This is a genomic window from Streptomyces sp. Isolate_45 (genome assembly GCF_024721315.2).
Taxonomy (GTDB): Bacteria; Actinomycetota; Actinomycetes; order Streptomycetales; family Streptomycetaceae; genus Streptomyces.
In genome coordinates this window covers 1-785 of record NZ_JANFAK020000389.1, presented here as the reverse complement: position 1 = coordinate 785, position 785 = coordinate 1, and the positions used below count along the sequence as shown (strand labels likewise).

The window sequence follows — 785 nt, the reverse complement described above, 5'->3', positions numbered from 1 at the left end:
CTGGTGAGCAGCAAACGCTCCACCCCGTACGCGGTCACGAGATGGCGGGCGAACAACCGGCCCAGGCTACCCGTGGCGCCGGTGACGAGCACCGTGCCGGATCCGGCTCCGAACCCGGACGGCATCTCGGTCACAGCGTCCGCCGACCGCACGCGTGTCAGGCGCGGCACGCTGACCACACCGTCCCGGATCGCGAGCTCCGGCTCATCGGAGCCCAGCGCGGCCGCGATGCCCACCTCCGAGTCTCCCTCGATGTCCAGCATGACGACCTGGCCGGGGTTCTCCGACTGCGCCGAGCGCAGCAGGCCACGCACCGCGCCACCCGCCAGGTCCCGAACGCCCTCCCCCGTACCGACGGCCACCGCACCCGACGTCAGCCACACCAGACGAGTAGCCGCGAACCGGTCGTCCGCCAACCACCCCCGCACCGTCTCCACCGCGGTATTCACCGCCGCGTGCACGGAGCCCACGGTGTCGGCGTCGCCTGCTGCGGCAGACGGCAGTACGAAGACCGCGTCCGGAGCCGGCTCCCCCGCGTCGAGTGCCGCGCCCAACGTGCCCGCGTCCGCGTACTCGGTGACCTGGGCACCCGAAGTACCCAGACCGAACTCGTCACACCCGAGCACGGCCCAGCGGAGGCCGGCGCCGGAAGCGTCGCCCACGGAGGCGGGCGTCCATTCGACGCGGAAGAGGGAGTCCACATGGGCACCGGCGGCCGCGTTGACCTGCTCGGCCGAGGCCGGCCGCAGCGTCAGCGAATCCACCGCCGCCACCGCCCGACCCGA

The 785-nt window shown here is 73.1% G+C and carries 1 pseudogene; it reads right to left on the bottom strand.

What is annotated here, in order from left to right:
• A pseudogene (locus tag NOD94_RS41240) lies at nucleotides 1-764 on the bottom strand (polyketide synthase); the annotation flags it as partial.
• Nucleotides 765-785 lie beyond the last annotated feature (21 nt).